Below are 26630 nucleotides of genomic sequence, written 5' to 3' on the forward strand. Positions count from 1 at the left end.
GGGGCCTAGTAGATGTTTGATGTGGTGACGATGGGAGAGTTGATAATTGATTTTACGCCCGCCGGGAACTCGGAACAAGGGCAGGCTTTGTTTGAATGCAACCCCGGCGGGGCACCCGCCAATGTAGCTGTGCTGCTGGCGAAACTGGGGATGAGAACGGCATTTCTGGGTAAAGTGGGAACCGATCGCTTTGGTGAATTGCTGCGGAACACTTTGCAGAAGTACGGCGTCAATACGGAGGGATTGAGGTTCTCTGAGGAAGTCCATACCACGTTGGCGTTTGTTCACCTGACTGAGCATGGGGAGCGTTCCTTCAGTTTTTGTCGTAATCCCGGTGCGGATCTTACTCTGGATGAGAACGAATTGAATTACAATCTCATCGAGAAGTCACGGGTGTTTCATTTCGGTTCATTGTCCATGACGGCGGAACCGGCAAAAACAGCAACTCTCAAAGCTTTGAAGCACGCCAAAAGCCAAGGGCTTCTGATTACGTTCGATCCCAATCTCCGTGAATCGCTGTGGAATTCGTTGGCGGACGCGAAGAAGGCAATCGAAGAGGGGCTGTCCTTTGCGGATATTCTGAAGGTATCCCAGGAGGAACTGATCTTTCTGACAGGAAGAATAGATCCGGGCGAAGGCACCTTGCAGCTGATGCGGAAGTTCGACATCCCCTTGATTTTTGTGACGCTGGGGGAACGGGGATGTTTTTACCGTTATCTGCATGCGGTTGGGACGGCGCCTGCCTATCCCGTACGAATGGTTGATTCAACGGGAGCGGGAGATGCTTTTGTCGGAGCGGCGATCGGCAAAATTCTGGGAATCCCCGACGGCTTTAACGGGATGACCGTTGACGATGTGGCTGAATGTGTCCGTTTCGCCAATGCTGCCGGCGCGTTGGCCACGACCCAAAAAGGAGGAATCCCTGCATTGCCGGATAGAGCCAGGATCGAACGCTTTTTTCGGGAATTAAAGTAATGGTATGCAACTCTCATATGAAGAAAAGCTCTTGTCTCTCTGGTCATTGCCCCGTCAAGTAGACAATGAAAAAAGAGATTCTATTAAGCGGCGACTTTTTCCCGGAATTCAATGGGGGAGAGGTCGCCCAGTTTGTTTTGGAAACGTTCCATGTTGTAAAACGAAATGTACTCCGTAATTTGACTTCTTGCCTGCTCCAGATTCTGAGGTTTCTCCAAATACAACTTCTCCGTCTTTAAGTGCGAGAAGAAAGACTCGATACAAGCATGATCATAGCAGTTCCCACGCCGAGAATGGCTTCCTGTGAGCTTCTTCTCTTCAAGCAACTTGTCATAGCTTTGTGTTGTATACTGAAACCCCTGATCCGAATGGAGCTAGGAAGGTCCACATTTCAGTTTCTTCACTGTGTCCGTAACCAGTTTTAAGTCATTTCGCTCGGAGAGTTCCCAGGCTACAATTTCGTTGTTGAACAGGTCCATCACCACCGAGAGATACGCAAAATCATGCCCAATTCGGACATACGTAATATCCGTCACAAGCTTTCTGCACAAGAGCTGCTACCGAGAATTCCCGATTTTGGACATTACGGAACAGAACGGACGGTTTCCGGCCAGCAAATGGACGTTTCTTGCGAATCACGGAACGAATCTGAAGTTCTCTCATTAAGCGGCGTACCTTTTTGTGATTCACCACAAGGCCTTCCTTGCCTAACGCGGTTCGCATACGTTTGTAGCCGAAATAAGGACGAAGCCGGTGAATGCCTAAAATATGTGATTTTAGATCCGCATCCGGATCTGCTCGTTTCTTTCGGAGGGCAGCATTTTTCATCCATTTGTAGTAACCTGCACGCGAGATTTCAGCCATTTTACACAGCCAGACCACAGGTGCCCGCTTGCTTATTTCTCGAACGGACTGGCACCGGGCTTCGAAATCCAGCTTCCCTCTCCGTGCAAATTTGGATTGAGCTTTTTTAGATATTCTACCTGCGCTTTCAGATAGGCATTTTCTTCTTCTGCACTACTAAAATGTTTCTTCGTCCAACGTCCCCGGTAATCCTCAAAACTCTCGCCGTTTTGGCTTTTACGAACCCATGTGATAATCTGGCTCTCGCTCTTAATCCCAAACTTCTCCATGATCCGTTTGTACGCCCAACCTTCTTCCACTCGCAGACGAACGGCTTCTTTCTTTGTTTCTTCACTATATCGATTAAAGGTTTGGCCTTTCTTTGCTGACATAACAAAAATCCCCTCCGGTATCCAGTGTTTGAGTTCATTGTAACATGTCCTCTTTTTTCACTGTCTACCCTGAGGAGATAATACCACTTATATGGCTCTTATTGTGTTCATGATGCCAAGCGGGAGAAGCGCGACAAAGACCCTTCTGAAGACCGATACGCAAATACATCGGCTGCAGGAAGAAATATCCATGAGGCTAGATATGATGGATATAGAATGAAACCAGCGGTTTAGTGAGAAACGGTAGTTTCTTCACAAGTGACCGGGAATGGCAGGCAACCCATTTCCGGAAAATCCAATACGGGGAGATGTAAGAAGTGACAACGTTAATCGAATTCAAAAACGTAACCAAGGCCTATTCAATCGGCGAGGTGACGATTCAAGCCCTTGCGGGCGTTGACTTCTCCATATTGGAGGGGGAATTCGTCGTGATTCTAGGGGCCAGCGGGGCGGGGAAAAGCACGATTTTGAACATTCTCGGCGGGATGGATACCGCTACCGCGGGACAAGTGTTTGTTGAAGATCAAGAGATTACGGGATGGAGCGAGAAGAGATTAACCGAATATCGAGGCGAGAAGGTTGGCTTCGTATTTCAATTCTATAACCTGATTCCGAATTTGAATGCGCTGGAGAACGTGGAATTTGCGACAGAGGTATGTAAGGACCATCTGGACGCCCGTGATATTTTACATAAGGTTGGACTAGCGGATCGTTTGAAGAACTTCCCTTCCCAGCTCTCTGGCGGTGAACAGCAAAGAGTTGCGATCGCAAGAGCGGTTGCCAAGAATCCCGCGCTTCTCCTCTGCGACGAACCCACCGGTGCTCTGGATTATGTGACAGGAAAATCGGTGTTAAAGCTTCTTCAAGATTTGAACAAGGAAACGAAGACATGCGTCGTGCTGGTCACCCATAATTCGGCCATCGCGCCGATGGCGGATAAAGTGATCCGCGTCAAGAGCGGGAAGATCGAGAGCATCACGATCAATGAGCACAAACAAAGCGTTGAAGGGATCGAGTGGTGATGAAGATTTTATCGTTGAAATTATTAAGGGACATGAAACAGTCGGTAGGACAATTCATAGCCATTGTTTTGGTTATCGCGGTGGGAGCTTTTTTCTACACGGGGCTTGTTACCTTGAGCGACAATCTTAGCGCCTATACGAAGGGGTATTTTCAAGAACATAATCTAAGCGATTTGAATGTTTATTACAGTCAAATTTCCGAAGAGGATGTGGCGGACTTACGAGACATTGATGGTATTCAACACATTGAAGGGCGTTATACCGTCCAGGCCGAACAGGCTTTTGAGAATGATAAAGCTACATTAACGGTGCATTCGATCCCCGTACCGAATGAAATCAACACATCCAGGATGATGGAGGGCAGGATGCCAGAAGGGCCGAATGAGATCCTATTGGACTCCCACTATGCTGAGGCGCATCATTACCGTGTCGGTGATTCCATCAGCATTCGTGTGAATGACAAGGATATGACGTTCACGATTAGCGGCCTGAATGAGAATGTGGAGCATGCCAAGAAGAACGAAACCCAGGACCATCAAGCTTTTGGTATAGCTTATATCCCCGAAGAGACCATATCTGAAATCGCAGGCGGCATGTTTTACAATGAGGTCATGATTACTGCCCAGGATGGTTACGATATTGACCAGTTAGGCCAGGCCATTGAGGCACATTCCCAGTTACTCCCTTATGTAAGCCAGGTCAGCAAAGAACGTACCTTCAATTATTCCCAGACCCAGCAAACGATCCATAATAATAAGCTGATGAGCAGGGTGATCCCGATCGTTCTCTTTTTGATTGAAGCGGTGATCCTGTTTCTAATCATGTCGAGGATTATAGATTCCCAGCGAAATCAAGTGGGCATTATGAAGGCATTAGGGGTGAAAAATAGAAGCATCATGCTGCATTACATGGGCTACCCCGTGCTGGCAGGTGTCATCGGCTCCATCCTGGGCTATGCCATCGCCGCCGCCCTGTTCATTCCACTCATAACAACGTCGATTGGAAGATCCTACTCCCTGCCTGACCTGACGTTCACCCTTTCGTTCTTTACGCTCCTACCTCCGATGATCTGCTCCAGTGCGTTTGGCATGCTGTCCTGCTATTTCAGCGGAAGAGCGATCTTGCAAGAACGTGCTGCGCAGGCAATGCGTCCGAAACCGCCCAAGAAGATGAAGAGGCTGCTCATAGAGAAAATTCCAGGGATGTGGAGTCGGCTGTCCTACAGCAACAAGATTATTCTAAGAAATATCTTCTTAAATAAACAAAAAGCATTCGCGAGCTCCGTTGGTGTTGTGGTCAGTACGGTTTTGTTGATCACGGCTTTCGGCACGCAGACGGCCCTGCTCAAGGTAGCTGGCCAGATTGAAGAGGTAAATACGTATGATTTACGAGTCGATTATGCGATCGGATCGTTCCCGGATAGGGCAGCACTGCCCTCCGGCATTGTAGACCATTATGGGTTGTCCACCTACCCTGTGGAACTCATCCAAGGGGAAAACAAAGAAAATGCTACGCTCGTGGTTACGGAGCAGGATAATGAGTTGATTCGCTTTTATGATGAAAAAGGCAATCGGCTATCGTTAGAGGAACATGGCGTGCTGGTACCGAAATCTTACGCGGATCAGTATCATATTGCAGAAGGGGATACGATTCAGATTCAATTTACGGCACCGGAGCTTAACCAAACCATCGTCGATATGAGGGTTCTGGATATATCCACACAGTATTCGAATCCGTCGTTCTACAGCACACCAAGCTATATGAAGAGTTTGGGAATCGACTACGATCCTTCTTCGCTGTTAGTGAGCGTACATAGCGCAGCAGATCTGGCGGACGTTCGCAGCTTCTTTGAACAAGATCCACAGGTGGATGCCATTGCAGACAAGAATGATCTCAAGAAATCAGCGCAGTATATGCTGAAGCAAAACAGCTTTATCTTCATCATGTTTATCATCTGCGCTATCATTCTGTCCTTCGGCGCCATCTACACGATCTCTTCCATCAACATTTACGAAAGGAATCGCGAGCTTGCCACCCTGAAGGTACTAGGCTATCCCAAACGTAAAATCAACCGGTTGATCTTCTCTGAGAACATGCTGTTAACCGCTTTTGCGGTCATTGTCGCTCTGCCGATCAGCGGTTATGTCTATTCCATCATCATCAAGGCGCTATCGAGTACGCATCAGCAAATCCCGGATCAATTAAACCTAGTGATCCTGCTGGCATCTGTTGTGCTGGCATTCTTACTGACCCTTCTCTCTAACCTCATGCTTCGAAAAAAGGTGACGCGGATTCATATGATAGAGTCGTTGAAGGGAGTGGAGTGAATTGTATTCCTGCTTAATTAACTTTTTGCGTGTTTATACTTGTTTAGTAAAACTCTAGAGGAATGGAGTTTATCGTGGATTGTCCATGGAATGAAAAGATCTTAGACGAAGCAACATCTGCAATGAAGAGGGCATCGAGGCTGCCGTTTGGTGTGATACAATATGGATACAAAATTAACCATTATAGAAGGAGATTTAGATGAAGTTAGTTTATTTTAATGATACGGGTAAGGAAATTAATATTCACCCAGGAACATTTTTGCATGGCAGTAAAACTTCCAAGGAACCTATTAAGCCCCTAGAGGAAAGAGTTTTTGAGCTACCAGAGGGAACATATCCTTGGATAAAGATGTGGGAGTATCAAGGACAGCTTTCTATTTTCGTATCCGGAGAAAAGGTCAATGAGCAAGAAAATGATGGGCATATGAAAGACTTTTGATGTGTTGGTGAAAGAAGATGTTTAAAGGTTGAGTTATTGAGAGGTATATTGAGAAGTAGAGTAATATAGTAGACGGTTTTCAGACAATAGGTGTAAGTAGGGATAAGCTCAAGAAGGAAGGCTTGAGGGAGTTTTCTGTTGGCAAGATTGAGGTAGTTGGTGACAAAAAAGGACGTGAGCGAATCGCGTCCTTTTTTTATTTGTGATTGAGGGATGCAGGATGTATTTCCATCCAATGAAGATCAATGATCATATTTCCGTTTTTTAATAATCCAGTCCGATAAGTCCATTGATTTGATCTTAATGAAGTTGCTAACTCTGCTTGCGATAAGGTGTATTTATCTCCGTCAACGAATCTATGGGGTGCACTTCAAGGTGTGCCCAGGGCCATTGTGTTTACCAAGTGCCTTCCTAAATGGTATACGAGATTACCTAAAATTCAATACTTTTAGTAGGATCAGTATTTAAAGAAATCAACCAATCTCCACCTTCTTTTACCAAAACAAACACATTTTCGCTTTCTATACCATTATCAGTTTTCATGTTTGTAAGAAATTTGTAGGTGCTGTCATCAACTTTTTTTGATTCAAGAATTTTAAATGATTTAATCGTTGGTTGATTTTCGATGGAATCAGCAAACAGTTCTTTATCCGGTAAGTTATCTGGATTCAATAAAGTATAAGCTTCATCAGACTTCTTTTCTTCTACTAGTTTAATATAATTTTTTAATACGCTCTCCGGATGATTTTTGTTACTGCAACCAATTGAAATTACAAAAAACAGTAAAAATAACATAATAATCCCAAATTTAATAACAACTTTTGTCATTATTACCTCCTAATTGCTTATATAGTATGGCTATATGTGTTATATTATACCTGTAATTATACTATTTTATCAAATTTTAGGAGGTATCATTGATGAAGAAAAAGTTAAGACTTGGTTTATCTTTGACATTGCTAGTCGGTTTGTTAGCTCCGAGCTCTGTATTTGCTCAATCATCTTATGAGGACTTGCTAAACGCACCTGAAAATGGCTCCGCAGTATTTGTAGAATCTGAACCATCTGAGATCACTCCTTTTGCTGCATATGGTAAAATTTATTATACAGCTGATTATGAGGTTACAACTAATTACCGGATTCCAAGGGATATTGTTGTACCTAGCTCAACATTAAATTCTATTAGAATATCCTCAAGTGCGACACCAAACACTAACCCTAGCACTAAAGATTATCAGGTAGTACTTGATGAATTCAGCACTTGGTCAGGTGGTTATATTGGAGTCCAAACCGTTACGATACCTGTCAATGTTAGTCGGTATGAATACTTTGAGAACCTTAAAACCAATACAGAGTATCGATTGAAAATTGTCGGAAACGTTAAAGGTACCATAACAGCTTACGAGCAAACGAGGTAAATAGGTACATAAGTTAACAGTGGACTAAATAACAAAGACCCTGCCAGCATTTAGCCGGTGGGGTTCTTTTTGATATCGACAATTTTTTTTCCGAAGGGATGAGCATCGAGTTTAGAATGGCAGGTACCATGACTTGAGAAAAGCACCACGCCCTTTTTCATGAGGCGTGGCGCTTTGATAATTGATAAAATAGAACTTCTAGCAACTAAAGTTTGAAATATGACATATCCTAATCACCACATTAGTTGGAAATAACTACCTCGGTGTAGAGTCTTCTCCACCAGCAACGTTAACCATCAACTACACTCATTTGCGCATATCCGGTTGTGCTGTGCGTACTCGCACGAGCCCCGTAGGCGGTGTTACGTTTAGGGTTCGTAAGATATATTTTTCCGCCTTGCTTAACGTTATTTACATAACCGAGGTCTGCACCAGTGTCAATATTCGTGAAACCGCCATTATAGCTTGTCCCTGGCAAAGAGTCGGCTGTCATTGTAACTCTGTTGGCGCTGGTATAAAAGGTGTAAAACGGCAGTGTCGCTGAAGAATCGGATGGTTCAAATAGGTAGACGAACCCTACATAATTCGCGGCAAGGATCTGAAAATCATAAGCTTTCAGCTTAGCTAACTGTTCATTGCGCACGTCCTCTTTCAATTTAGGAACCTCCCAATCCGGAAACAGGTCCGAAAATTCAGGAAGCTCTTCAATTGTTCCATCTGGCAGCTCATACGTAACCTGGCCATCAACAGTCCAAGAAGTGCTGTAAATTACAGAATTCCTTGCGTCCAAGATTTCGTCCTTCCATTCCTCGGGCGCTACGTCAATATCCTGATACGCGAGTTCCTGTTGTGACAGGGAGTTGTAGTCCTGTTGATCATTCGCAAAAGCAAGGCTCGGAGTGAGGAGAAGGAGAAGAGTCAGTACCGAGAAAAATAAGAGAGCGTTTTTTTTCATTGCCGATAGCCTCCATTCTAAAATTGGGAATTTGGGTTTCAAAAGTGCTGTATTATCAAGTGAAGTATTATGCTGTTCCACGTGAAGATGTACGTTCATTGTCCAACGGAACCACCTCCAATTCATGAGTGTTACATTGTTTGGCTTTCATTACATATATGTTTTAATGTAGCAATCCGGGGACAAGTTTCTTCAATAATTCAATAGCATTTTATGATGATCCAGATTTTATCTTGTTTGTTTAGTTTTGACATCTATATAAGACAAGTGTAGAATATTATGTAGACAATTGTCTTAAAGGAGTTGATTCACAAAACGATGAAAAAGCTGCCTGATGCGGAGTTTGACATTATGAAAGTGGTTTGGGCCAATGATCCCCCTGTAACGACCCAAATTATTATGCAACAGCTTGGAAACGAAAGGGGATGGAAAGCGCAGACGGTCATTTCCCTAATGTTACGGCTAATGGAACGAGGTTTCATTCGAGCTGAAAAAAAGGGAAGAGAGCGCACTTATTTTCCTCTTATTAGCAAGGAGGACTACCTGAAATTTGAAACGGGCGACTTTATGGAGCGTTTTCATGCGAATTCCTTCTTCAGCTTGGTTGCTACGCTGTATGCTGGTAACAAGGTAAAGGACAGCGACTTAGATCAACTAGAAAAGTGGCTGAAAGAAAAGAGGGAGTGATATGCAGGGATTTTTAGTAACCCTGATCCATTGCTCTGTTTCAATGTCGTTGATAACGCTTGCGTATGCGGCAATACGGCCCCTTTTATCAAAACGATATGCCGCAAAGTGGATGTATAGGGTTTGGTTGCTGATTGCGGCAGGCTGGATATTCCCCTTTCGTCCCCGGATCGACCAGTTAATTCTCCATGTGTCCATCCCGGATATTCCTGTAGCTTTTGCCCAATCAATGCCGTTCATGGACGTAAGCGATATGGGTAACGCTCGGGGAACAATCCCTTTGTGGTGGCTGCTTGCAGCGATTTGGGGATGTGGCGTTGTAAGCATCGTATTGTATCATGCCCTGCGGCATGGTCGCTTCATAAAGACGGTACGCCGATGGAGTGAGCCTGTTATCGATGCGAAGGTTTTGGGGATTTTGAACCGTGTAAGATCGGAACTGAGGATTACCAAACCTGTAGGGTTAAGCGTATGTGAGAGTGTTACAAACCCGATGCTCGTTGGCTTTTTCAGACCTGTCATTTTACTTCCGCCTATGAAACTGTCAGATGATGTATTGTCACTGATTCTAAAGCATGAGTTGATTCATTATAAACGGCACGACCTTTGGTATAAGGCCATGATTTTGACGGCAACCGCGATTCATTGGTTTAATCCGGTGGTTTATCTTATGGCAAAAGCGGCTGCGAAACAATGTGAAATCTCCTGTGATGCATTGGTTTTACAGAATGCAGATCATCAACGTCGAATGCAATATGGGGAGACCATTATTGCCGTTGTCAGGAATGGTGCGAAGCTCCAAACAGGATTATCAACTAATTTTTATGGAGGAAAAAAAGACTTGAAAAATCGGATATCTTTAATTATGGACCAAAAAGGGAAGAAGGCGGGCATTTTGATCTTTTGTATGGCTCTTGCGGGCATTATATGGACCGGATCCGCGCTAACCGATGAAGCTAATGCAGACGACCAGCAAGCATCTATTGGTACTGAGACTGTTACTTGGTCTTATGACAGCGAGAGCCCTATTGATAACGAAGTAACCCGCCTCAAGGAGTTGCTGCGCCGCTACGCAAATAATTTAGACTCAAGTAATAAATAAAGAGAAGGCAACTTTTTTGAACTGACTACCGCGAAGTAAACCGCCATTTAAAAGCTATGTTAAGCAACCTGAGTCCAGTTTCGTACGGGCTTAGGTTGCTTTCATTTTTCCGGATATTGTTTGGAAGGATTATACCTATCCACGTACTACAGCAGAGTCAATTCCCGGATCTTTCGCCGCCGCTTAATTTTCCATCCTGCCTTTCTAGATAGAAGTCCTCAGCTTTTTTTTGAATTTTGAAGAAATTGTTAAATCGCCCCTTTTAATCCGCTTATCGAGTAAACTATAAATACCAAATATTAAGAGATTATATAAAATAATACCTTAATTGGAGAATTAGTATGCGGAGAAGGTGGTGAGAGGATGATTCTAAATGATAACCAACGACGTGTTATTAAAGCATTATATTTGGAGATGTATTTTTTGTTGTTTGCATATGCACAAAACATGTTGAGCGACCGTTCACTAGCTGAAGAAGCCGTTCAGGACACATTTAGAATTGCGTGTGTTAAAGCCGACAAACTCTTATTTAGCCCCAATCCGAAAGGTTGGCTATTAAATACGTTAAAGAATGTTATTAAAAACAAAGTTCGCAGTCAGGTGTACCTCCGTAATTTCTTGGAGTTAGATGAGAACGTGATCCCTGGGAATAGTGATGCACTCGATATTGATTTTATGTACTCTGACTTAACCAATAGTGAGGACTATAAATTACTCAAAAAGATTGCTCTGGATAAGTACTCGATGTTGGAGGCAGCTAAAGAAATTGGGATTTCTGTAGAGGCTTGTAAAAAACGTGTTCAGCGAGCGAAGAAGAAGTTGAAGAAAAGTTTTAAAAAAATGGTTTAAACAGCTGGCAGCATACAAAAAAAGGGGCCATGCGCTCTGGTCCAAAGGAATAACGGAACAGTACCGTTTCTGGGTATATCTAAGTGTACGGGCGGCAGCACCTTGATCTATAATAGGGGACGTGGCATTCAATGGAAAACTTCAATCGTGAATGAATAGGAGAACAGGATGATTAAACAAAAAATGGCTGTCATCGGCTTAGGGCACATGGGCCGGCATATGATACACCGCTTACTGCCCCAATATGCAGAAAAGATCGAATTAGTCGCCATTTGCGACAGTGATGAATCCAGTCTGCACCGGGAAGTCGCAGAAGCAGAGATTCGTCCAAGGCTGTACACCGACTATCGCCAGCTGTTGGACGAGGTGCCGCTTGACCTGGTGTATATCGCGGTTCCGCCGTCCCTGCATTATGACGTGGCCCGGATCGCATTTGAGAAAGGCATCCATGTCTTCTGCGAGAAGCCGCTTGCGGGCAGCCTGACGGAAGCCCGGAGTCTGGTCGAGCTGGCCGAGAAGGCCGATGTGCTCCATGCGGTTCATTTCTCGCTTCCGCTCGACCCGGCCGTTCTGAAGCTGCAGGGATTGCTTGAGGAGCAGGCGATCGGCCGGATTCAAAGCATGGATCTGTACCTGGAGTTTCCGCAGTGGCCGAGGGCCTGGCAGCAGAATCCATGGATTACGTCAAGGCAACAGGGCGGATACCTGCTGGAGGTCGGCATTCACTGGATCCAGATGATCCAGCAGGTGTTCGGGCCGATTACGCATGTGAAGAGCGAGATCGAGTTCCCGTCGGATTCGAATCAGTCCGAAAGCCGTGTCCAGGCCGTTCTCAGATTACATAATGATATCGAGATTCGCCTGTCGGGAACCGACGAACGGGAAGGGGATGAGCGTGTTTCCCTGGTGGTCCACGGTGAGGAAGGCACCTTGGCATTGGAGAACTGGTGCAACCTGTACCGAAGCGGCAAGGATTTGGATATACAGCCCGTACCTGTGGACGACGTCGTCAGCCCGCTGCCAATCCTGAAGCAAATCATTCAGATGTTAAATGGAGAGTCCGGTCTCATTTATGATTTCTACGACGGGTATAACGCGCAGGTTATTTTGGAAGCCCTGCGGAGGCCGGGTGAGAGTTTTACGGATGTAAGGCCACAATTGATGGGGGGCAAAGCGGTAGGAATTATGTTAACGCCTTGATGGGTGATGTTCGGCTAAAACAAGGGAGCCATCTCAGACGGCGTCCCTTTGTTGAAGCTTAGGTTTCGCAACCTTAGAGTAGGTCTATGACAGGATGAAGATGAAGATTTCCGCATCCGGCTTTACGACAGGCAAGCATGGATCCATGTGCATGAAAATGCGACCCAAGTGGTGGATATTGGAACGATCGGCGGGCATATTAGCGAGTAATTTGGAAAGCTGCTGCACAGGCCCCGTATGCAGCTTATGAATAGCAGCGACAAACGCATCTTGATTGAGTGGTGCGTTTTTTGTGGCGTGCAGTGAGATCCGAAGACTTGGAAGGACAGGGCCAGCATATTTTGGAAGGGTATATTATCCTGGTGGGAAACGCTATGGCCGATTTTGCTTGCGAACCTGTGGAGTCACTGGTTGAAGCCCCGGTTGGAAACGGGTATGCTGTACAATGCAAATAAAGGAGTATACTGGTACGAGCTTTGGCTGGATGAGACTTAAGAACACACACTATCTTCACATCTTAGTTGATAATATATTTACAGGGGATAAATACCTTATTGGGGTTCTAACAAAAAATATTCGGAATTATAGATTTATCGAATGATGAAAGGGGAGCCCATGATCAAAAGCTTACCGCATGAAGTGATTGTTCCGATACAACCTCATGAGCCTTATGACGTTATCTACTGGATGTTATGTGATCGAAGTATGGATGGCGAAGGCTTCGCAAGTACGTATTTAATTCTAAGTAAGGAAAAGCTTTTCGTTGTGTCATTCCAAGGAGATACGGCGAATGTAGAGTCCATTGATATCAACAATATTGAAACCGTATTCACCGTCAATTTAATCGCCTCCGGTATCGTTGTTCTACAAGAGGATGAGGAGCGGGTCATCGGAGCATTTACGAATGGACAGATGGGGAGCGCTGCCAAGTTTGTCTCGATCTTTACTAAGATTAAGAAGAAAGAAGACATTAGCGATGAAGAGGTTGTAGATCGCCAGGAGAACATCACCTGTCCGAAATGTGGGATGAGATATCCCGAAGAAGGCAGGCAAATTTGCCCGAAATGTATGAAAAAGCATGCCATATTCTCTAGGCTGCTTAGATTTGCTGGACAGTATAAACTTCTGATGTTTTTCATTGTCCTGTTTATGCTGCTCAATTCCGCTACAGGTCTTGTCATACCTTATCTGCAAGGTACGGTATTGTTCGACCAAGCCCTTGGGAATACCGGAGACTTCGCTGGACGAATTGGTCTCGTGATCCTACTCATTTTTGTTTTTCGAACGATTTCCTTATTGTTCGGGATCCTATTTAGCACGATAAATGCCAGATTGGCGGCGAATGTAGTATTTGATTTGAAGGCAAGCGTGTTCGCTGCGATGCAGCGGTTATCGCTTAGTTTTTTTCAGAAAAAACAAACCGGTCAGCTCATGACAAGGGTTAGCAATGATGCGCAAGAATTGCAGTATTTTTTCGTAGATGGCATTTCTTACTTTATCGTCAATGCCATGAATATCATCGGTATTACCACCATTATGTTGATTATGGACTGGAAACTCACATTGATCTGCTTCATCCCGATTCCATTTGTCTTGCTGCTGATACGATGGGTGTTCCCTAAGCTATGGCGGTTGTCCTGGCGGAGACACAGACGTGTGAGCATGCTCAACGCCATGATCAGTGATACGATACAGGGTACGCGAGTTGTGAAGGCATTCGGGAAAGAACGTCAAGAGCTTGAGCGTTTCCAGAGAGCGAATTCATCCTACTCAGACTCGGAACAGTCCTTTAACCTGATGAGCAGTACAATCTTCCCGATATTAACGATCCTTACTCAATTTGGGGGCATCTTAATCTGGGCTTTTGGTGGTTGGAGGGTGATGCAGGGTAGTCTCTCGTTCGGTGAAATCATGACTTTTATAAGTTATATTTACATGCTGTATGGTCCACTACAGTTTATGAATAACATTGTCAATTGGTGGTCCAGTTGTATGAGTGCGGCGCAGCGTATTTTTGAAATACAGGATGCCGTCTCCGATGTTGTAGAAAAGGAGGATGCGATTCCTATAGAGCGCTTGAATGGCGATATTCGCCTTTCCCATGTCACCTTCGGTTATGAGCCGAACAAGCTGATACTGAAAGATGTGTCAATGCATGCAAAACCAGGCCAGATGATCGGTGTCGTGGGACGCTCGGGTGCCGGTAAATCCACACTCGTGAATCTGATTTCTCGCCTATATGATGTTACAGATGGTGAAATCGTAATAGACGGAGTTAACGTAAAAGATCTCCAAATCGACACGATGCGTAAAAGCATCGGGATTGTGTCGCAAGAGTTATATGTGTTTATGGGAACAATCGCCGAGAATATTGCTTACGCTGATCCTGAATGCTCGCTGGATGACATCATTAACGCTGCTCGAATTGCGAATGCGCATGATTTCATTGAAAAGCTGCCCGATGGTTATGACACGATCGTTGGTACTGGAGGTCATATTCTGTCTGGTGGAGAGAAGCAAAGAATATCCATCGCACGGGCGGTTCTGCATAATCCCCAAATTTTAATCCTGGATGAAGCAACGGCATCACTGGATACGGAGACGGAACTTCAAATTCAAGAAGCGCTTGAAACGCTAATTCAAGGTAGAACGACGATAGCGATTGCACATCGGTTGTCTACATTAAGAAATGCGGATTACTTACTGGTTATGGACGGTGGCAAGGTTGTTGAAGAAGGGACACATGAACAATTAATGATGATAAAAGGCGTATACCATGGCTTAGTACAAAAGCATGATGAAGCGCTGAGCATGAGAAGGGTGGGTTAATCTTTTAATGCAAATCACGGAACCTAATCAATCCGATTTGTCTGTCGCAGCGAGCATGAATTATTTAACGGCTGATAACACAGTGTTTACGAAAACGGAAGGCCAAATGCTTATGGTTCAAGTGAATGATGAGAAATATCCGGCGGTATATTTGCATTGCTCCTTCCCACACACCAATAGAAGAGAATATATATCGGTTCGCACAGGTGAGAATAAAGAAATTGGCATCATCAAGTCTTTGGATGAAGATTTTCCGAAGAATACCGTTAGCCTGCTTGAGGCGCAAATAAAAATGAGATATTTTGCTCCTGAGATCACAAAACTGATCGGAATTAAAGAAGAATTCGGGTACTCCTACTGGGAGACGGAAACCGTGTCCGGGAGTGTACGGTTTACGGTTCGTAGCGGCGGAGGGAATGTGAAGCTCGTAACAGATCGCAAGCTGTTAATTATCGATGTGGATGGGAACCGATTCGTCATCGAGGATATCAAGCATTTAAGCGAGAAGGAATATCGACTGGTAGAAATGTATATATAGGGGAGGCTGCGATGAACCTTCAATTTAAGCTATCAGAGCAAGATCTTCTAGCTGTTCAGCAAGCCTTAGGAGAAAATATTACGTATTGCGTCCCCGCAGATTTATCGTTTGACAGCCGTAGGACGAATGGTTACTTTGTGATTGGGGAGACCAAGTGGGTCCACGTAGACAATGGGACAGTTACCGAAACCTGTGCAATTCATGAGGCACATGATTATAAGGTTGTTCCTTTAATCGGAAATGTGATCATGGAGGCGACGCATATGCAGACCCCGAGGATCATCATCCGGTGCACGATGCAGCATGCGGCAAGGCTCTCCTACATTGCTCAAATCCTGAATTACATGGCTTCGAACAGTAAGATCCGGATCTACAACAATGAGAGCGAGAATGTATGTTCACAATGCGGCGGCTACCTTGTTAAAGGTACTAGGTTATGTCCGAAGTGTATGAATAAAGTAGCTGCCTTTAAGAAACTCTGGGATGTTTCGAAGTCACATTGGGAAATATTGGTCACGGCACTCGCCGTTCTATTAATCATGTCGGCTGTTACGCTAACAGGCCCTTATTTTCAAAAAATACTTGTGAACTCGGCTTTGCAGCCGCCAGACGGCGTAAACCCAAGTACGCGGATATTTCTAATGGCTCTCGCTGGAATTGCATTTGGTTTAGTAGCAGGAGAGTTGTTAGGGGTATTAAGGGGTAGGATTATGGCCCGTGTAAGTTCAAGAATTGCAGCGGATCTGCGTAATCTTGTCTTTGAGAAGGTTCAAAGCTTGTCGCTTGGATTCTTAACCTCGCAGCGTGCTGGCGATATCATGAACCGAATTAATTCTGATACAGATCGCATCCGGAATTTGATTCAAGAAGTGTTTTCGATGGCTATTTATCAAATCATCATGCTGGCCGCTGTGAGTTTCCTGCTATTTCACACAGACTGGCAGCTTGCCCTTATTATTATTTTGCCGGCGCCGATCGTTGTTTATATTCAATATTTTGTTTGGAAAGTCGTGCTTAAAAAGCTCTTTCGCAAACAGTGGCGGGTTCATGATAAAGCCAATTCATTCCTGCATGATGTGCTGAGCGGGATTCGAGTGGTCAAAGCATTCGGTAAAGAGGAGCGGGAGATTAAGCGGTTCAGAGCATATCATCGGGAGTATGCCTTAGCTACAATCCGAAGTGAAAAAGTATACAGTTATTTATCGCCTATTTCTCATTACTTGATCCAGATTGGACAATATTTTGTATTGCTAGTAGGCTGTAATATGATTTTGGGCGGGAGGCTGTCCCTTGGTGAATTAGTTCAGTTTACTGGTTACGCAGCCATGATCTATGGTCCACTTGGATGGTTAATGAATATGCCTAGATGGATCGCTAACGCCCTCATTTCTGTAGAGCGTGTATTCTCTGTCATTGATGAACAGCCGGAGATCACCGACACGGCGAACTCCACGAAGCACAAGATCGATGGGACGATAAGTTTTAGGAATGTTACCTTCGGATACCAATCATATGAACCCGTGCTCAAGTCCATCGATGTCGATATCAAGCAGGGGGAAATGATAGGTCTCGTTGGTCACTCGGGATCAGGAAAGTCTACGTTTATCAATCTCATCTCCCGCTTCTATGATGTCAATGAAGGAACGATAAGCATCGACGGTGTGGATATTAGAGATATCAAGCAGGAAGATTTACGTTCTCAAATCGGGGTTGTGCTGCAGGAGACATTTTTGTTCAGTGGAACGATAATGAATAATATCAAGTATTCAAAACCAGAGGCAACGATGGAAGAAGTGATACAGGCTGCAAAAATTGCCAATGCACATCATTTTATTAGCCAGTTCCCAGACGGTTATGATACCAAACTGGAGGAGAACGGGAATAATATTTCAGGTGGTGAAAGACAGCGGCTTGCCATTGCTAGAGCCGTGTTGAACAATCCTAGAATTCTAATATTGGATGAAGCAACGGCTTCGCTAGACATCGAGACAGAATCGGAAATCCAAGATGCGCTGCAGCGTGTCACCAAGAACCGGACAACAATTGCGATAGCACATCGATTGGCCACATTGAAAAATGCGGATCGACTTCTTGTACTGAATAAAGGAGTCATTGCAGAAATCGGGACCCATGAAGAATTGATCGAGAAGCAAGGAATATATTACAAGCTGGTAACTGCGCAGCGAAACATGTCTAAGACCCAAACCGAACGGGTATTGGAGCCAACCTTACATACTTGATGCATTCGGATTCTGAAAGCACGGCGGATATGTCGTTGTCGACCGGCCCTGATCCCAAAATGATACAACCTATCCCGAGCTTTGTCGGGATGGGTTTTTTTTATCCAAAGGAGGCATTCCAATTAAATCGGCGAGGCGAGAATAAACGATTTACATGGTACATAAAAAAGGAATTGAGACCTGCATGGCAAATAGTTAATTCTAGGAAGCGTTCTCACGAGAAATAGGCTCAACAAATTTCCAAATGCACGTGCCATAGCAACATATGGATAAGGAGGAAATGGAATGTATCATTTGCAGCAAAGGGGGCAGCTTTACGAATTACGGACGTAAACTTGAAGTAAGAACAAAAAATTGGCAACAGCACCGCTCGCTCTTAACCCGATTTTCAGAGATCATTTGAAAATTGAAAAGCCGATTTGGCATAAAGATACTGCTAGCAGCGAAGAGGCTATTGGGAGGAAGAAATATAGCATGAACATTCTAATCGTTGAAGATGATGAATCAATTTGCAATATATTACAATCATATCTGGTGAATGAAGGTTGGACGGTATATACCTCGGAAGAAGGTAATGATGCCCTGCAAAAAATTCATAACTTTAAAATTGATTTATTAATTCTGGATTTGATGATTCATGGCATACCAGGGGAAGAAGTTTGTCGGAAAGTGAGAGGGTCTTCCAGCATGCCGATCATAATGATCACATCCAAGGCTCGTGAAATCGATACGATTAATGGTCTTAATCTAGGTGCGGATGACTATATTACGAAGCCTTTCCGCATGAAAGAGGTCATCGCTCGAATTCGAGCTCTGGAGCGAAGAATGAAGATGCTCTCTATAAATAGCCGAACTGTGATGCGATTTAACAAAGGAAGACTTCAAATAAACTTTGAATCGAAGGAAGTATACGTAAACGGTAAACTCGTGAATTTAACGGTTACAGAGTTTAAGCTGTTAAGTGTTTTGCTCAAAAAACCAAATAAGTTATATAGTCGACAAGATTTATCTTATGAAGTTCAAGGTTATCGAGATATTGGTGATGGGAGAACGACAGATACGCATATAAAAAATATCCGCAAAAAAATTGAAGAAGATCATAAAAATCCAGTTTATATTGTAACTAAAATTGGTGCGGGGTATAAATTTACGTTCCATCCGGATGAAGAGTACTAATGGAATTGTGGAATAGATTACGCCAGACCCATTGCATTCTGTTTATCTCCCTTATTTTGACATCTTTGATCTTTTTGTTAGCGACCTATTTCTTATCCCGTCTTTCATTTGATCGTTCAATAGAGGTTTATAAGATGAAGTTTGTAGAGGATCAAACGCAGAAAATTGCCTTTACTTTGCGCACTCATCTAGAACCGGGCAAGCTATCGATCGAGAAGATGGACTGGCTTAAACAAGCAGTTAATGTATATTCGATGAGTATACGTTACTATGCTCCGGGCCATGAAGAAGTGCTGTATGATTCAGGGCTGGAAAGTCAGCAATATGGTCGGCCCTTCACGGCGAGCAGTCCGATTTATGTCGATGGCCAGTTAATCGGAATTTTGGATGCTACGGTTGATTTGGATAATGATTTCAACCTTCCTTCCGCGTCGTTTTTTTCGTTTGCTTTATTTGGAGGTAGCGGTGGTATTACCATCATCTTATTATGCCTTATGGTAGTTATTTGTTATCTTCTTGCCAGGCGATTGTCGAAGCCGCTTCGTTTAAGCAGCCTTCAGGCGAAACGTATTGCTGGGGGGCATAGGGATAATTTAATTTCCGAAACGGGAACGTTGGAGCTGAATCAGCTAATTACTTCTATGAATAAGCTTGTTGTAGATTTGAATAACCAAGAACACTGGCGGGAGCAATCGATGCAAGATTTAACGCATGAACTTCGTACTCCTCTAACCTCTATGCTATCCAGAATGGAGGCGCTTATTGATGGTATTTATCCAGCGAATGAAGAGAATTTAAATCGTATTTACGCCGAAATTGATCGGCTATGCCGCCTTGTGGATGATGTGGAAAAATTGTCTGAAGCAGAGGGAGCTAAATTCCAGCTTGATATTGAATTAATCGATATACGAAATCTGGTGAGGGATGTTTACGAGAATTTAATCTTCTTAGCTAAAGCCAAAGATATAAATTTTACTCTGCATACCATCTATACCCCTTGTCACGTGGAAGTAGATCCTGACCGTTTCGTTCAAATTATGACGAATATTATTTCCAATGCGATCAAGTATACGGCAATTGGAGGGAGCATCGATGTGGGAATCACGATTGATCACAAAGAAATGGTTACTATTTATTGCAGAGATAACGGCATAGGGATATCGGAGCAAGATTTGCCGCTTGTTTTCAACCGGTTTTATCGGGCAGATAAAGCACGTACTAGAAATACCGGTGGAATCGGGGTTGGATTAAGTATTGCTAAAGCACTGATTGAAGCTCATGGGGGAACTGTTCAAGCAGAAAGTAAGATAGGTGAGGGTTCGATGTTTCGAATTGATATTCCGTTAGTCCGAACGCCCAAAAACGAGTTGCTGGCGAACTCATATTCGCCATATAAGTTGTGACGGAGGTTTTACTTCATCATGAAAAAAACATTCCGCTTGCTATTCAAAAACCCATTAATTATTATGTATCCGATTATTTTGGATGCGTTATCATTCATTATTGGGCTTATCATTGTTGGTTTTATTGGTGTGCCTTCACTATCCATACGTCTTATTCTGGAGATGGGGATTCCATCGGTCAGTTATGTTAGTAATATTCCGCAGCTCATCAATCAAATGCAGTTTATGGGTGATACGATATCTGTGAGAGCGTGGATTCCTGTTATATTCATGCTGTTACTGATGGCTTTTGCTCAGGGGGGATATATCGCTTCTTTGCGTAATGTTGTGGAAGGCAGTCCAATATCAATCGGTCAATTTATGAAAGACGGCAAAAAATACGCGGTCCGCTTTATCTTCTTGTTTATGATCATAACCGCAGCAAAAACAGCCATTACAACGTTATTGGCAGCGTTTCTAGGTGTTATCGGACTGTTCTTGTCCCTCGTTATATTTGTAGTTCTCCGAGTCATCTTTATTTATGTAGAATATTGTATCGTTGTTAATCAATTGAATGTTGATGCAGCATTCCGTCAGAGCAGACGTTATTTTCAAGCGTCAAGTTTTAACACGTCAGGTATTATTATTGTCATGATGATTAGTTCAGGCGTCATTAGCTTGCTACTTCACTATTTATGGAGCCCCGCAGCAGTAATTATAGCGATACCTATTTGTGCTGTTGTCATGGGTGTTATTCAAATTGCTTTCATGCAGCAGTTGTTGTTAAACAAAGCATCTACATGAAAAATTGTAATGAATCCCTAATACATAATTAACCCCTTAAATAGCAGTAAGGACACTCGTTCTTACTGCTATTTATCGTTATGGATCATCACATGAAATACGCAACATCTTCACACCACCTTCACAACAGAATTGTTAAGATTAGAAAAAAAGTTGAGGGGGCTCTTTGTGATAACGAATTCGATGATTAAACCTACTCTTCGGCAATTAGAGTATCAGGGTTGGGAGTTCGGTATGTTTTTGCATTTTGGTCTGCGTACATTCTATGAGGGGTATGTTGATTTTGATAAGCGCTCGATGTCACCTTCGGAATTCAATCCCGTTCGGTTAGATTGCGAGCAGTGGATTCGAACAGCTAAAGAATCTGGGATGAACTACGCGGTATTGACAGCCAAACATCATGACGGTTTCTCTAATTGGCCATCGAAGTATAGTTCATTCACTGTGGCTGAGTCCCCATGGAAAGAGGGAACCGGGGATGTGGTGAGGGAGTTCGTCGCCGCATGCCGTAAGTATGATGTAAAACCTGGATTATATTATTCTCCATTTGACGGCTCGGCAGATTTTTATAATCAGGATGCCCGTGCATATGATGATTACTTTGTTAATCAAATTACGGAACTGCTTGGACATTATGGAGACATTGATATTCTGTGGTTTGATGGTTGCGGCTCTGAAGATCATGAATATGATTGGGCAAGGATTATGGGTGAGATTCGCCGACTGCAGCCGAATATTTTAATTTTTAATATGGGTGATCCTAATTTCCGGTGGGTAGGTAATGAAGACGGAATTGCGCCGATTCCTTGCTGGAATGTTACAGATGCAACGGAATTCTCGATTTTAACCCAGCAGAAGGATGCATTGGGTGAACATATATGGCTACCTGCTGAATGCGATGTACAGATGCGGGCGAATTGGTTCTACAGTGATAGTGATGAGCACACCATCAAGAGCCTGGATCAACTTATGGGCTTGTATTATTATTCGGTAGGTCGAGGCGCTAACTTGCTATTAAATATCGGACCGGATCGAGAAGGTCTGTTACCTGCGAAAGATACAGCACAGTTACAGGCAATGGGTAGTGAGATTCGTAGAAGATTCGATAATCCTATTGCTTCAATAGAACAGTGTTCGCAGAATAAGTCAGGATGGTCTTATGAGGCAACGAAACCTCATTTAATCGATCATATCCTGATTCAAGAGGATTTGGCGCACGGAGAACATGTGCGGGGTTTTCGGATTAACGTCACGACTGAAAAAACACATCGGTCCATCACGGTGTACGAAGGCAGAAACATTGGACATAAAGCAATTATTCGCATCCCTCCGATTAAAGTTCGAGGCCTTCAGTTAGAAATAACAGATTATGAAGATGTGCCTTCAATCCGCCAAATTGCTATCTACCATGTGGGGGAGACCTATGATTCCGAATAAACAATGAGGGGGAATTGATTGTGATTAAGAACCGAAAAATATGGAATGTGCTTATGATTCTGTGCCTTATGCTTACCATTTTTGTAACCGCTTGCAATAGTTCGGATAATACAGCTAATGAACCGGAAAGCCAGTCTGAAGCGACGGATACCAATAATACGGATACAAACACGGAGGAAGGTAAGGAAGAGGAACCGAAAGAGCCTGTCAAACCATTTAGCGATGAACCCGTAACGCTTAAGATAGCGACGCCTTGGGGAATCGACTATTTCACACCGAGAATGATTGATCCGATTCAAGAGCAATTCCCCCATGTGACCGTCGAGCATGTTGACTGGAACGGGACGGCTGAGAATATGCAGGAATTAAGTGCGCAAGGTATTGTTCCTGATATTGTATTAGGTTACACCGGTCAAGCACCGTTTGAAGAACTTGAGATGGTATTCGGTCTGGATGACATGATTGCCGAGTATGGCGTTGATTTAAGTGGAGTCAATCCACAGCTGCTTCAGGAATTACGTTCAAGGGACAAAGAAGGACGTCTGATTGGTCTTCCCGATGCTGGCGATGTCCTCGCATTGTACTATAACAAGGAAATCTTTGATCTGTTAGGTGTCAACTATCCATCTGACAATATGACGTGGGATGAACTTATTGATCTGGCGAAGCAGCTGACCGTCAAGAAGGACGGTGTTCAATATAGTGGCCTTGATCTAGGGGCCATGCCAACAGCGTTATTTAATCAATTATCGATGAACTATACAGACCCAGAGACGGGTGAAGTATTGTTTGATAAAGATCCTAAGTTTGCAAAGATGATGGAAGTTCTCAAGAAATATTTCAGTATACCCAACATCTACAATCCAGAAGAACAAAGTAAATTTGAAGGCAAAACCGCAGCGATGGTCGTGAACTGGCATGGCTTCCTAACTTGGTTTGGTGGAGAAGTGGAAGAGAGAGTTGAGTATGAGAAAAATATGGATATGGTTCCCGTGCCGTCGTTTGCAGATATGCCGGGAATCGCTCCTAAACCAGGCGCTCATCCTTGGATCATCAATGATTTCAGTGAGCATAAAGAAGCAGCATTGCAAGTGTTAACCTACGTGATCTCCCCTGAATACCAGATCCAATACCGGATGAGAATGGGGACTCCTTCCGTATCCTTAAGCCAAGAGGATGGGGAATTGTTCGGTGCAGATGATCCATCGTATACAGGCAAAAATGTCACGGCGATGTTCCAAAATCCATTTGCTGAACCACCTGCACGTAAAAGTCCGTGGGATCGGCATGTTGCGATCAATGAGGCACTCACGAAGTTTGCCACTACCGATTTGAACGTAGCGGAATTCACGCGTGTATTGAAGGAAGAGTCGGAAATTAAGATCAAGGAAGAGCAATCCAAGAAATAAACATGACATGCATTAGGGGGAGCGTTATATGAAGCTGAAACGCACATTAGTCCTGCTATCTGTGTTTATTTTATCGATTTCATTGTTGTTGTCAGGGTGCAGTACGGATGTTGGTGGCCAGCAGGAGGACACAACGGAAACGGTAGCCGTGGATACACCATCGACGAAAGAGTCACCGACAGATGCGAAAGCTCAAGACGAACAAGTCTTATCGACGACAGATGAGGTTACCATCAAGATTTTGTATCCTTGGGGACAAGAGGCGTTCGATAAACTTTTTAAGGATATTGATGAGAAGCTTCCTAATATTAACGTGGAATTAGTTGACTCCCAAGCACAATTGGAGCCCTTGCAAGAGCTGAACGCGAAACAAATCGTGCCGGATATCATATTTGCCAACTGGGGAATCGACGCGTTGCAGGAGCTGGATATGATCGAACCGCTCGATGATTTGATCGAATCCCACCAATTCGATCTTAGTGGTATAGACCCTTCCATTATAGCTTACTGGCGTTTAGTCGATTCTGAGGGCAGATTGCTAGGCATGCCTACAGCTAGCGACAATTATACGATGTTTTACAACAAAGAGGTTTTCGATCTATTTGGAGTGCCTTATCCAACAGGGGATCTGACATGGGATGACATGGTTGATCTTGCGAAGAAACTGACGGGTGAAAGAGACGGAATCCAATATCATGGACTTGAGATGGGCCCTGGATTCGCAGGTACGGAAGCCTTGGTCCCTTTAAAGCAATTAAATGTGAACCTGACGGATCCCGAAACAGGAGAGGTTTTAATTACGAAAGAACCGGCAATTATTAAATACCTTGAATTGATGAAGAAGTTCTACAGCATCCCTGGTATTTATAGTGATGATCCGGAAGTCAGAAAGGATTATTCCTTTCAAAATAAAAATGTCGCTATGATCGTATCTTGGCCGGGATACATTAAATGGGGCATTGGAGATCCGGAAATCACGAAACATATTCAATCCGTACCAGTGCCGGTATGGCCGGAATTACCGAATATTGCACCGGCTTCATTCTCGCATCCATTCATTATTAATAAATACAGTGAGCATAAAGATGAGGCATTTCAAGTCCTTGCCGAATATGTGTCTCCCGAGCATCAGGCCCAATTAGCGAGAATTGGGGATCGTCCAGTACTAACCGATCCGAAAGTTTACGAAGAGTTTGGCGCAGAACTTGAAGTTTATGAAGGTATGGATATCAACGCATTTTTCTCACGCCAACCAGTCATTCCAAAAACGATCAGCAAATGGGATCAATATGTGGATCTTTCAGGGAGCCTAATGAAATTCTCTGAGTCAGATATGAATATTCCAGAGTTTCTAAGAGTATTGCAGGAAGAATCTGAGGCGAAAATCAAAGATGCCATGGCTAAGGGAAAATAGATATTTCATGACCAAAAGATTCAAACCAAGGTATTGACTGGGGAAAATGGGATCGTGCAAAGGAGGAATTCTTGTGTCGAGAATTATATTTAATCATGTTCACAAACGTTACGGGAAATATAAAGAATACGCAGTGAAAGACTTTAACCTCGAAGTTGAGGATGAGGAATTTCTTGTCTTTGTAGGTTCTTCAGGATGTGGTAAATCGACAACATTACGTATGCTCGCGGGATTAGAAGATATCTCAGAAGGCGAAATTTACATTGGCGATACCATTGTGAATGATATGCCGCCTAAAGACCGTGATATATCGATGGTATTCCAAAATTATGCGTTATACCCGAACATGTCTGTCTACGATAATATTGCCTTTGGTCTGCAAATGAGAAAGCTTCCGAAACATGAAATTGAGTCATCGGTTAAACGGGCTGCCCGTGTGCTAGAAATTGAAAACTATCTGGACCGTAAACCAAGAGAATTATCTGGCGGTCAGCGCCAGCGTGTTGCACTTGGTCGGGCGATTGTTCGTACACCACAGGCATTTCTGATGGATGAACCGCTCTCCAACTTGGATGCTAAACTGCGTGTGCAGATGCGTTCGGAAATTATTCGGCTTCACAAAAAAATCGGTGTCACGACGATTTATGTTACCCATGATCAGATTGAAGCGATGACGATGGGTGATCGTATTGTGGTCATGGAGAAGGGGATTGTTCAACAGGTAGATACGCCAGAGGTTATTTATAATGAACCAGCTAATCTGTTCGTAGCTAACTTTATCGGAAACCCGCCGATGAATTTTGTGACCGGCAAAATTGAAGAGCGTGAAGGGTTCCTTGAATTCCATACGAAGCGCTTCGGGCTTAAGCTCACAGAGAAGCAAGCTCATGCGATAAGACAGATGAATCTCGTAGATCGAGGAATCATTATTGGAATGCGGCCAGAAAACATTAGCTTTGAGGAAATTATGTTGGAAGCGTATCCACAGTCGATTATTAACGGAACGATGGAATTAAGTGAATTTGTTGGATCTGACCGTTACTACCATATGAATATAGGGTTGGAGAAATATCTAGTTGCCCGTGCTCACCCACGCTATCACTTTGACGATGGAATGAGAACTGCTGTCGCCGTGGATATGAACAAAGCATTATTTTTCCATAAAGATACAGGGCTTCTATTAACAAAGTGA

At 43.8% G+C, this 26630-nt stretch carries 22 protein-coding genes and 1 pseudogene; 19 read left to right on the forward strand and 4 right to left on the reverse strand.

Annotated elements, in window-relative coordinates; genetic code table 11:
- Nucleotides 1–12: 12 nt before the first annotated feature.
- The gene (locus MHH48_RS05535) at nucleotides 13–975 is read left to right on the forward strand and encodes a carbohydrate kinase (protein ID WP_076325497.1); all 963 of its coding nucleotides are present in this window, start codon (nucleotides 13–15) and stop codon (nucleotides 973–975) included.
- Between the two features lie 83 nt (nucleotides 976–1058).
- On the opposite strand, the gene MHH48_RS05540 is transcribed toward MHH48_RS05535, so the two are convergent.
- Together MHH48_RS05540 and MHH48_RS05545 are read right to left on the reverse strand one after the other, a co-directional pair.
- Nucleotides 1059–1235, reverse strand: a complete 177-nt coding sequence (locus MHH48_RS05540; RefSeq protein ID WP_340390697.1) for an IS3 family transposase — start codon at nucleotides 1233–1235, stop codon at nucleotides 1059–1061.
- Nucleotides 1227–2210 (reverse strand): annotated as a pseudogene (locus MHH48_RS05545) (IS3 family transposase); the annotation flags it as partial. The gene MHH48_RS05540 and the pseudogene MHH48_RS05545, both read right to left, overlap by 9 nt.
- 317 nt (nucleotides 2211–2527) lie before the next feature.
- Here MHH48_RS05545 and MHH48_RS05550 point away from each other — a divergent pair.
- From MHH48_RS05550 to MHH48_RS05560, 3 genes are all read left to right on the forward strand, one after another.
- Nucleotides 2528–3232, forward strand: a complete 705-nt coding sequence (locus MHH48_RS05550; RefSeq protein ID WP_076325495.1) for an ABC transporter ATP-binding protein — start codon at nucleotides 2528–2530, stop codon at nucleotides 3230–3232.
- Entirely contained in the window at nucleotides 3232–5559 is a 2328-nt protein-coding gene (locus MHH48_RS05555) for an FtsX-like permease family protein (protein ID WP_076325494.1), read from the forward strand. Before MHH48_RS05550 ends, MHH48_RS05555 begins: the two co-directional genes overlap by 1 nt.
- A 199-nt stretch (nucleotides 5560–5758) precedes the next feature.
- Nucleotides 5759–5998, forward strand: coding sequence for a hypothetical protein (locus MHH48_RS05560; RefSeq protein ID WP_076325493.1), 240 nt, complete (start codon nucleotides 5759–5761; stop codon nucleotides 5996–5998).
- Between the two features lie 432 nt (nucleotides 5999–6430).
- Here MHH48_RS05560 and MHH48_RS05565 read toward each other — a convergent pair whose 3' ends face one another.
- Nucleotides 6431–6826 carry a DUF4878 domain-containing protein gene (locus MHH48_RS05565; RefSeq protein WP_076325492.1) on the reverse strand — a complete coding sequence of 132 codons (396 nt, stop codon included), beginning with the start codon at nucleotides 6824–6826 and terminating at the stop codon, nucleotides 6431–6433.
- A 92-nt stretch (nucleotides 6827–6918) separates the two neighbouring features.
- On the opposite strand from MHH48_RS05565, the gene MHH48_RS05570 reads away from it, so the two are divergent.
- Complete coding sequence (locus MHH48_RS05570) at nucleotides 6919–7416, forward strand: hypothetical protein (RefSeq protein WP_076325491.1); 498 nt, start codon at nucleotides 6919–6921, stop codon at nucleotides 7414–7416.
- Between the two features lie 289 nt (nucleotides 7417–7705).
- Here the strand turns inward: MHH48_RS05570 and MHH48_RS05575 are convergent, their stop codons facing one another.
- Nucleotides 7706–8371, reverse strand: a complete 666-nt coding sequence (locus MHH48_RS05575; protein WP_076325490.1) for a hypothetical protein — start codon at nucleotides 8369–8371, stop codon at nucleotides 7706–7708.
- A gap of 318 nt (nucleotides 8372–8689) precedes the next feature.
- Between MHH48_RS05575 and MHH48_RS05580 the strand changes: the two genes are divergently transcribed.
- From MHH48_RS05580 to MHH48_RS05645, 14 genes are all read left to right on the forward strand, one after another.
- Complete coding sequence (locus tag MHH48_RS05580) at nucleotides 8690–9058, forward strand: BlaI/MecI/CopY family transcriptional regulator (protein WP_076325489.1); 369 nt, start codon at nucleotides 8690–8692, stop codon at nucleotides 9056–9058.
- A gap of 1 nt (nucleotide 9059) precedes the next feature.
- The gene (locus MHH48_RS05585; protein WP_076325488.1) at nucleotides 9060–10160 is read left to right on the forward strand and encodes a M56 family metallopeptidase; all 1101 of its coding nucleotides are present in this window, start codon (nucleotides 9060–9062) and stop codon (nucleotides 10158–10160) included.
- Nucleotides 10161–10523: 363 nt separating this feature from the next.
- Entirely contained in the window at nucleotides 10524–11009 is a 486-nt protein-coding gene (locus tag MHH48_RS05590; RefSeq protein WP_076325487.1) for a sigma-70 family RNA polymerase sigma factor, read from the forward strand.
- A gap of 168 nt (nucleotides 11010–11177) precedes the next feature.
- On the forward strand, nucleotides 11178–12209 hold the full coding sequence (locus MHH48_RS05595) for a Gfo/Idh/MocA family oxidoreductase (RefSeq protein WP_076325486.1): 1032 nt from the start codon (nucleotides 11178–11180) through the stop codon (nucleotides 12207–12209).
- A 615-nt stretch (nucleotides 12210–12824) separates the two neighbouring features.
- Nucleotides 12825–15038 carry an ABC transporter ATP-binding protein gene (locus MHH48_RS05600; RefSeq protein WP_076325485.1) on the forward strand — a complete coding sequence of 738 codons (2214 nt, stop codon included), beginning with the start codon at nucleotides 12825–12827 and terminating at the stop codon, nucleotides 15036–15038.
- Between the two features lie 7 nt (nucleotides 15039–15045).
- Nucleotides 15046–15576 (forward strand): DUF1854 domain-containing protein, encoded by a 531-nt coding sequence (locus tag MHH48_RS05605; RefSeq protein WP_076325484.1) that lies wholly within the window; start codon nucleotides 15046–15048, stop codon nucleotides 15574–15576.
- A gap of 11 nt (nucleotides 15577–15587) precedes the next feature.
- A complete protein-coding gene (locus tag MHH48_RS05610; RefSeq protein WP_076325483.1) occupies nucleotides 15588–17816 on the forward strand; it encodes an ABC transporter ATP-binding protein in 2229 nt (742 codons plus the stop codon).
- Nucleotides 17817–18170: 354 nt separating this feature from the next.
- A complete protein-coding gene (locus MHH48_RS05615) occupies nucleotides 18171–18992 on the forward strand; it encodes a response regulator transcription factor (protein WP_251035621.1) in 822 nt (273 codons plus the stop codon).
- A 134-nt stretch (nucleotides 18993–19126) separates the two neighbouring features.
- The gene (locus MHH48_RS05620; RefSeq protein ID WP_179090718.1) at nucleotides 19127–20395 is read left to right on the forward strand and encodes a HAMP domain-containing sensor histidine kinase; all 1269 of its coding nucleotides are present in this window, start codon (nucleotides 19127–19129) and stop codon (nucleotides 20393–20395) included.
- An 18-nt stretch (nucleotides 20396–20413) separates the two neighbouring features.
- A complete protein-coding gene (locus MHH48_RS05625) occupies nucleotides 20414–21178 on the forward strand; it encodes a hypothetical protein (protein WP_076325480.1) in 765 nt (254 codons plus the stop codon).
- A 168-nt stretch (nucleotides 21179–21346) separates the two neighbouring features.
- A complete protein-coding gene (locus MHH48_RS05630) occupies nucleotides 21347–22615 on the forward strand; it encodes an alpha-L-fucosidase (protein ID WP_083659806.1) in 1269 nt (422 codons plus the stop codon).
- 20 nt (nucleotides 22616–22635) lie between these two features.
- A complete protein-coding gene (locus MHH48_RS05635; RefSeq protein ID WP_083659805.1) occupies nucleotides 22636–24024 on the forward strand; it encodes an extracellular solute-binding protein in 1389 nt (462 codons plus the stop codon).
- Between the two features lie 28 nt (nucleotides 24025–24052).
- Nucleotides 24053–25438 (forward strand): extracellular solute-binding protein, encoded by a 1386-nt coding sequence (locus MHH48_RS05640; protein WP_076325479.1) that lies wholly within the window; start codon nucleotides 24053–24055, stop codon nucleotides 25436–25438.
- Between the two features lie 73 nt (nucleotides 25439–25511).
- Complete coding sequence (locus tag MHH48_RS05645) at nucleotides 25512–26630, forward strand: ABC transporter ATP-binding protein (protein WP_076325478.1); 1119 nt, start codon at nucleotides 25512–25514, stop codon at nucleotides 26628–26630.

Source organism: Paenibacillus sp. FSL F4-0100 (assembly GCF_037993005.1).
In the GTDB taxonomy this organism is placed as follows: domain Bacteria; phylum Bacillota; class Bacilli; order Paenibacillales; family Paenibacillaceae; genus Paenibacillus_AQ.